Here is a 6,510-nt window from a genome sequence, read left to right as displayed (position 1 = left end):
TTCCCGCTATCTCGTTCTCCCTCTTCCTTTGAGAGGGTGCCGTCACCCACCGATCGCATTCAACTGTAATATCAACGAACAATTTCCCCATAAATTCATTTGCTGCGATCGCAGTTATCGCAGTGTCCGCAACGCATATTTTCCTGAAAACCAAAGGCGCGTAACAAAAACTGCCAGCGACATTCGCGAGTTCTCAGGTAGGAATTCATCTGCTTGACGGCATCGAATTGAGCTGGTTGTTGGCTTGGCGATCGATCCTTAATAATATAGTGAAATGGGTCTTGCCATTCTAGCTGACCTGTGCTGTGGAGTAGCGATAAAGCTGTCGCCCCTTCGGGAAACTGACGGGCTACAATATTTACCTCTCCAGTTGCGGGGAGTTTGCGAATTAACTGCTGAGCTTCCCGTTGTTGCGATCGCACTTTATCCTCAAAAAACTTTTGTCGTTGCTTATCCTGTGGATCTAACCATCCAGTCGGTTCGCTCATCAATAGCAAAGCATCGGATTTTTTCCCATCCCTTCCCGCACGTCCGATTTCCTGCACGTATTCCGATAACAGTAAGGTAGGGTGAAAGTGAATTACCCATCTCACATTCGGTTTGTTAACGCCCATTCCGAAAGCAGATGTAGAAACCACAAAAGCTATTTTACCAGAAATCCAATCACTTTCAATAGTGCGACGTTCCTGCGGACTCAAACCGGCATGATAAGCTGCGGTTGTATATCCTTTATCTCTTAACCATGCAGCTAAATGTTCGCCATCTCGCCGAGTGCGAACATAAATTAAACCATCTTGTTGCGGTCTGGCCTGAATAAACTTTAACAGAGTTTGCTTGCGTCCGCGTGGCGTCCAGATTGTTTGTAACTTGAGATGGAGATTTTGACGATAGGGGTTGAGGCGAAAAATTTCTGGCTGTTGTAATTGTAAGACTGACTGGATAGTTTTTTGGGCAGTGGGATCGGCAGTAGCGGTAAAAGCTGCGATCGGGATTTTAGTTCCTGGTGGTTTAAACTGAAGGAGAGCCGATCGCACCGCACCCAAACGCCGATAAGCAGGTCGAAAAGTATCTCCCCACTGCGCCAAACAATGCGCCTCATCCAAAATTATGCCGTTAATTTTCAAATACGATTGACACAAACGCATCCACACCGGTTCGCTTAACAAAGTTTCCGGCGACACATACAGCAATCGTAACCTTTGTTGCTCCAAAGCTTGCAAAGTCTGCTTGCGTTCAGAAGTTGGCAATTCACTATGCAGTAGCGCAGCTGGCAACTTTAGCTGACGCAATTCCTGCACCTGATTTTCCATCAACGCCACCAAAGGCGAAACTACCAGCGTTAACCCCGTTTGCAACAAAGCTGGCAATTGAAAACAAATCGACTTTCCCCCACCCGTAGGCATTATAATCATCGCATCCTGCTGAGCTAGCAAACTACGAATAATTTCCCCTTGGGGTGGGCGAAAATCATCATAGCCCCAGATTGTTTTAAATTTGTCGCGGACATCTTGCCAAGATAGAGATTGAGGATAAGTCATTTGAGATGCTGAATTTCCAATAATTAGCTTACTCTTAAGTTTCCCAGATTCACATAGATAAACGCAAATAACGCAGACAAACCTCATCTGCGTTCATCTGCGGTTAAAAATTTTAAATCTCGATCACTTAACCTGCACTAAGCGATTATTCTGCCAAACATAGTAGCGAGTAGTTATCCTTTTTGCATATTCGGGAGAAAGCTGTGCAATTTCCTCCGGCGGATTGACAACCAACAAGCGACTGTTTAACTGATGCTTCACTCCCAGCGACGCGGTAATCCCCGTCATGTAAACTCTACCTGTTTTCGCATCGACGATCGCAACTTGCTGACACTCAGTACCGCAACCCCAAGTTACCACAGTATACTGTCCCGCAAAATTAGGCCCCAGTTTGGCACCATTTGTCAACGCAGTCCGAAATCGCCGCGCCTCCGGAGTGCTGAGATTAACAGGCGCTGGTCTGCCATTATACCTCTGAGTAACGCGATACTGGCCAAAACTCGGCGCTGCAATGCTTTGACTCGGTATCGCGGTAAGCGCCACACCTGCAACTAGGGGAAGTGCGAGAAAAGTTTTCCAAAGCTGTCTCATCGTTTTAGTCCGTAAATTTAGGTATCTTGACGTTACAATATCTAAAATAGAATCCGTGTTTTCCGGCTTAGCATCCGGACTATTTTTTAAACAGTGTTTTTTATCACTTATGACGAATAGCGAATTACAAAATAGATTTTCCATCAACACCGACAAGTCGAAATTAGATTTAGACGTAATTCATAATTTTCTCCGCAATTCTTATTGGGCTAAAAATATTCCGTTGTCAGTCGTTCAGAAATGTATCGATAACTCTTTTTGTTTCGGAGTTTATGAAGGCGACAAGCAAGTTGGCTTTGCGAGAGTAATCACAGATTATGCAAGTTTTGCTTATTTTTCAGATGTGTTTATTTTAGAAGAATATCGCGGTTTTGGTTTGGGTAAATGGTTGATCGAAACCATTATGGCAGAAGCAGAGTTACAAGGTTTGCGGCGATGGTTGTTGGCGACAAAAGATGCTCATTGGCTTTATGGACAATTTGGGTTTGAAGAGTTGAAAACGCCAGAGTGGTTTATGGAGATTTTTAGAGGGGATGTTTATAAAGATGCAAATCGTTAATAAACTGGCTAAACATAAATAAACATGAGAATAAATATACAGAAATGAAGCAAAAGCAGAGAAGTAATAACACTACTTAAGTTGGATATTAATATGCCATGTTTTGTCACTTCTCCACATAGCAAAAACATCCCGATTTTTGCTATCAACTCGATAAAATTTTATCCAGTGTTTATCATCTCTGGCTCGTAAAAGTTTTGCTGCTTTTACCCTAATAGTATCATACCATGTATCATCAATTTTCCAAATCTGAAATACATCATGGTTAACACTATCAACCGAATGAAATCTCATCCAGTAATTCTCATCTCTACCACGTAACATCAAAGCTTTCTGAGCAACAATAGTGCCATTTTCGATTTCAGTTTTAACAGATTCTACTTGAGAATAAGCAGCTTTAGCTTCAGAGTGAGCAATATCTGCGGTTTCCTTAGCTTCTGTTATTCTATCTTCATACTGTTTATCAGTATCTTGAAGTTCTAACTTGGTAGCTTCTAACTCTGCCTTAGTTTCCTGAAGTTCTTTTTGACAAGCTTGAAATTGGGATTGCAGGGTTTGTATTTCCGCCTTGGCAGCCTGAAGCTCAGACTTTAAATTCTTATAAGAAGCTTGAATATCTCGCAGGCTTTGTAGTTCTGTTTGTAATTGTTCGCGTGTTTTAATTACCTCTGCGATCGCTCTTTCGTATACACCCAAAGGAGTTTTCCAATTATCATTACCCGCTTTACTCATCGTCACTAACCTCTTTGTACGAAAAAACTAAATATTTGTTGAAAATTAAGAATTTATATTTGTAATTCCCGACGCGATAAAAGAAGTCTTATTCTATCTTCCACTCTTCCCTTATCAACTCCTAAAATATGAACAGTAGATGGTAGATGTCCCTCGGATGCGCTAATATCGAAAGTTAATTCATCATACTTAAGCCAGTTATTATTGACGCGCCAACCAACGCGATCGCCTAACGTCTTCTCTACCTCAAAATTATTGTTATTTGCTACATTTATACTCTGCCATATTTGCTTTTGAACGCTAAAACCAAACCGTCCACTGCTGTACTCTACCCAAAGTCTGTTAATAATGCGAAGATCTTGCCAGGGAAATAGCGCAATTTCTCCTCGATCTAGCCAGCGCCAACCATCTCTGTCTCGATTAGATATTTTAACTATCAGGTTTAGAGTTTCTTCATCGGCTTTTCTCCACTCTCTATCTGCTAATAAATTTCGGAGTTTGGTGTAGTCTTTCCCTGTCGCCGGAGAAACAAGCATTAATTCATCTGATAATTTAGAGACTTGCGATCGCAAATCTGAAATAGACTGAATAATCTGCCGTTTAAAATCATCATCTTGACTAGATGCAGTATTAATTGGCGCTAATTGAGCTAATTGTTCTTGCAGTTTACTTACAATTTCAATAAGTTGAGGATTGCTACTTTCGTTATTATTCATAAGCTGCTTCAAATTTTGTAGTTCTTTTTGGGCAGAATTAGCCTCTCTTTCAGCATCCGCAACTCGATGTTGAGCTTCGCTGGCAATTTTTTGAGTAGTGATAAGCTCAGCTTTGGTTTTGTCTAAATCTGTTTTGAGAGTTTGTATCTTTACCTGAGAATCTTCTAGTTCTGCTTTCAGATTTGAGAGTTCCCCTAGAGAAACTTGCATCTGTCTGAGGTTGTGCATTTCTGCCTGAATTTCTTCTCTTGTTCGCCGTAATTCAGCGATCGATCTTTCATATACACCTAAAGGTGTTTTCCAATTATCATTACCCGCTTTACTCATAGCCAACCTCAATCTATATATTAGTAACCATAAGCCAACCAATTTACTCCCGCCGCCCAAATTTGTGTATTCAAATAAGTTTGTAAGTGAAAGTAAAACCCATTTTTATCAATCTCTGCCACCTTCACCTTTAGACGACTATTAGATTTTCTGATAATATCAAAATACGATATACCAACTACTACCTGTGGTGGTTGTGAAAAGCCTTGCTCAAAGCGAATATAACTTCTAAATACACGCCTTCCATCTCCATCTAAAATAGACCAACCTGGAGTATTTTTAGCCGTTCCTTCCCATACACCATGTTCTATCCGAAGATTATTAATCTGCTGTTTAGGATCTGACTTCAAACTATCAATTTCTCTTTGAACATCCTCTGCACTTTTTTCCATATTTGAAACTCGGTCTTTTGTCAGGCGAATTACTTCATTTAAAGCTTCCTTAGAAGATAGAGATTCATCTGCTATTTTTTGAACTGTGTTAAGACGCTCTTTGGTAACTCCAAGTTCTGCTTTAAGAGTCTGCGTCTCTATCTGATAACGTTCAATTTCTTCTTTCAAATTTTCAATTTGAGAAGCTTGCATCGCTTTGATGCTTTCCAACTCGGCTTGCATTTCTTGCCTTGTCTTTATTAGTTCTCTTATCGCTCTTTCATACACACCCAACGGCGTTTTCCAGTCATCAGCACCAGTTGTAGCCATAAAATTTGTAACCAAAATATTTATGTGAAATATTTTCTAATATCTTCTAAAGCTCTGGAAAGATTTTGTGAGTGAATCCAGCCTACAAAGCCACCATAAACCATATTCCCATTAACATCAGCCAAAAATACGTGATCGACACCTACGGGATTTGTCCACATTCTCACAGAAGTTCGGTCTTTAAGTACAAAAATCTGTCTAGCTTTTTCAAAATCTCTGGGGTGAGCGGCAGTCATCCCTAATACACCGTTTAAAATCATAATTACTTCTCCCGTAGGGTTAGAACTACTATCATAGTCAGAAGTAAAATTAGTTGACTCAGTTTTATTTTTAGATGGAGTATCTTTAACTACCTGCTGATTTTTTAATCCAGCTATTTGTGACAAAGCGTTCTCAGCTTGATTTTTGGCATCTTTAGCTTCTGATATGGCAAAACCAACTGCTTTTTGGGCTTCAGAACTGAAGCTTTTCAAGAGGGTATTTGTAGTTTCTATTTTTGTTTGGATATCGGTAATTTGGGATTTTTTACTTTCTAGTTCGGCTTTCACTTTTTGCAATTCTATTTGAGTAGCACTTAACTCTTTTTTAGTATTCTCTAACTTAGTTTGAAAAGTTTGTTGTTCTGATTTAATCGCTTGCAGATCTGACTTAGCACTTTGAATTTCCGATCTCAAATTAGCTTTCCAACTTTCCAGTTCTTTTAAATTTTTTAACTCTGCCTGAAGTTCTTGGCGCGTACTTGCTAATTCTGCGATCGCTCTTTCATAAACACCCAATGGCGTTTTCCAGTCATCACCACCAGTTTTCATTATCTTTACTCCTAATAAAATTTTAAGAACCTCTTACCAAAACATATCTAATCATTGTCATTACTATCAGTTAACAATGCTTGTCTTATTGAAGGCTTCAGCATCGGAACATTAGAATCATACGCTTTCAAAGTATCGTACCAAAACTCGGAAAGCACTCCATATTTAAGCCAATCATCCACAGCAATTCTTTTCAATATAGGTGCATTTCGCACTAACGCCGCCATTCTAGCCGCATTTAATTGCAATTGTCCGTAAATCTCTACTACTTTTTCAATAGAGGTATTCTCATCTAATTTGCTCAATTCATAACATTCAGCTAATCGATAGAGATCCATATCAGAAATTTGATTACCAAATTTCCATTGAATATTAAGTCGCCGCTTGCATTTATCAAATGGCCCTGGCAAAGCATGATCTAAATATCTTTGTAAAATCGTATTAAATTTCTCAATTTTACCTTCTAAAACCTCATCAATTTGCTGAATTAACTTATCCACTAAATAATTCGCATCTACAAACAATTTATTTTCCAAA

At 39.5% G+C, this 6,510-nt stretch carries 8 protein-coding genes; 1 reads left to right on the top strand and 7 read right to left on the bottom strand.

The genetic code is table 11. The features are described 5' to 3' along the window. Positions 1 to 95 precede the first annotated feature (95 nt). Together H6S82_RS13745 and H6S82_RS13740 are read right to left on the bottom strand one after the other, a co-directional pair. Complete coding sequence (locus H6S82_RS13745) at positions 96 to 1,538, bottom strand: ATP-dependent DNA helicase RecQ (RefSeq protein WP_190463989.1); 1,443 nt, start codon at positions 1,536 to 1,538, stop codon at positions 96 to 98. A 123-nt stretch (positions 1,539 to 1,661) separates the two neighbouring features. Continuing rightward, positions 1,662 to 2,129 carry a hypothetical protein gene (locus H6S82_RS13740; RefSeq protein ID WP_190463988.1) on the bottom strand — a complete coding sequence of 156 codons (468 nt, stop codon included), beginning with the start codon at positions 2,127 to 2,129 and terminating at the stop codon, positions 1,662 to 1,664. Positions 2,130 to 2,238: 109 nt separating this feature from the next. Here H6S82_RS13740 and H6S82_RS13735 point away from each other — a divergent pair, with 109 nt between their 5' ends. Beyond that, positions 2,239 to 2,688: a GNAT family N-acetyltransferase gene (locus H6S82_RS13735; protein WP_190463987.1), complete on the top strand. Its 450-nt coding sequence runs from the start codon at positions 2,239 to 2,241 to the stop codon at positions 2,686 to 2,688. A gap of 72 nt (positions 2,689 to 2,760) precedes the next feature. Here the strand turns inward: H6S82_RS13735 and H6S82_RS13730 are convergent, their stop codons facing one another. From H6S82_RS13730 to H6S82_RS13710, 5 genes are all read right to left on the bottom strand, one after another. Further along, a complete protein-coding gene (locus H6S82_RS13730; protein ID WP_190463986.1) occupies positions 2,761 to 3,420 on the bottom strand; it encodes a hypothetical protein in 660 nt (219 codons plus the stop codon). 53 nt (positions 3,421 to 3,473) lie between these two features. Continuing rightward, on the bottom strand, positions 3,474 to 4,463 hold the full coding sequence (locus H6S82_RS13725) for a GUN4 domain-containing protein (RefSeq protein WP_190463985.1): 990 nt from the start codon (positions 4,461 to 4,463) through the stop codon (positions 3,474 to 3,476). 20 nt (positions 4,464 to 4,483) lie between these two features. After that, the gene (locus H6S82_RS13720) at positions 4,484 to 5,164 is read right to left on the bottom strand and encodes an H-type lectin domain-containing protein (protein ID WP_190463984.1); all 681 of its coding nucleotides are present in this window, start codon (positions 5,162 to 5,164) and stop codon (positions 4,484 to 4,486) included. Positions 5,165 to 5,184: 20 nt separating this feature from the next. Next, positions 5,185 to 5,973, bottom strand: coding sequence for a hypothetical protein (locus tag H6S82_RS13715; RefSeq protein ID WP_190463983.1), 789 nt, complete (start codon positions 5,971 to 5,973; stop codon positions 5,185 to 5,187). A gap of 47 nt (positions 5,974 to 6,020) precedes the next feature. After that, positions 6,021 to 6,510: hypothetical protein (locus H6S82_RS13710; protein ID WP_199317887.1), on the bottom strand; the 490-nt coding region annotated here is incomplete at its 5' end.

Origin of the sequence: Planktothrix sp. FACHB-1355 (assembly GCF_014748295.1) — a bacterium.
Taxonomy (GTDB): domain Bacteria; phylum Cyanobacteriota; class Cyanobacteriia; order Cyanobacteriales; family Aerosakkonemataceae; genus Aerosakkonema; species Aerosakkonema funiforme_A.
The sequence above is the reverse complement of the archived record's forward strand: the minus strand, read 5'-3'. Positions and strand labels throughout refer to the sequence as shown.

Excerpts from the sequence above, each read along its gene's own strand:
- H6S82_RS13745 (WP_190463989.1), bottom strand. The coding sequence starts at position 1,538 with ATGACTTATCCTCAATCTCTATCTTGGCAAGATGTCCGCGACAAATTT.
- H6S82_RS13740 (WP_190463988.1), bottom strand. The coding sequence starts at position 2,129 with ATGAGACAGCTTTGGAAAACTTTTCTCGCACTTCCCCTAGTTGCAGGT.
- H6S82_RS13735 (WP_190463987.1), top strand. The coding sequence starts at position 2,239 with ATGACGAATAGCGAATTACAAAATAGATTTTCCATCAACACCGACAAG.
- H6S82_RS13730 (WP_190463986.1), bottom strand. The coding sequence starts at position 3,420 with ATGAGTAAAGCGGGTAATGATAATTGGAAAACTCCTTTGGGTGTATAC.
- H6S82_RS13725 (WP_190463985.1), bottom strand. The coding sequence starts at position 4,463 with ATGAGTAAAGCGGGTAATGATAATTGGAAAACACCTTTAGGTGTATAT.
- H6S82_RS13720 (WP_190463984.1), bottom strand. The coding sequence starts at position 5,164 with ATGGCTACAACTGGTGCTGATGACTGGAAAACGCCGTTGGGTGTGTAT.
- H6S82_RS13715 (WP_190463983.1), bottom strand. The coding sequence starts at position 5,973 with ATGAAAACTGGTGGTGATGACTGGAAAACGCCATTGGGTGTTTATGAA.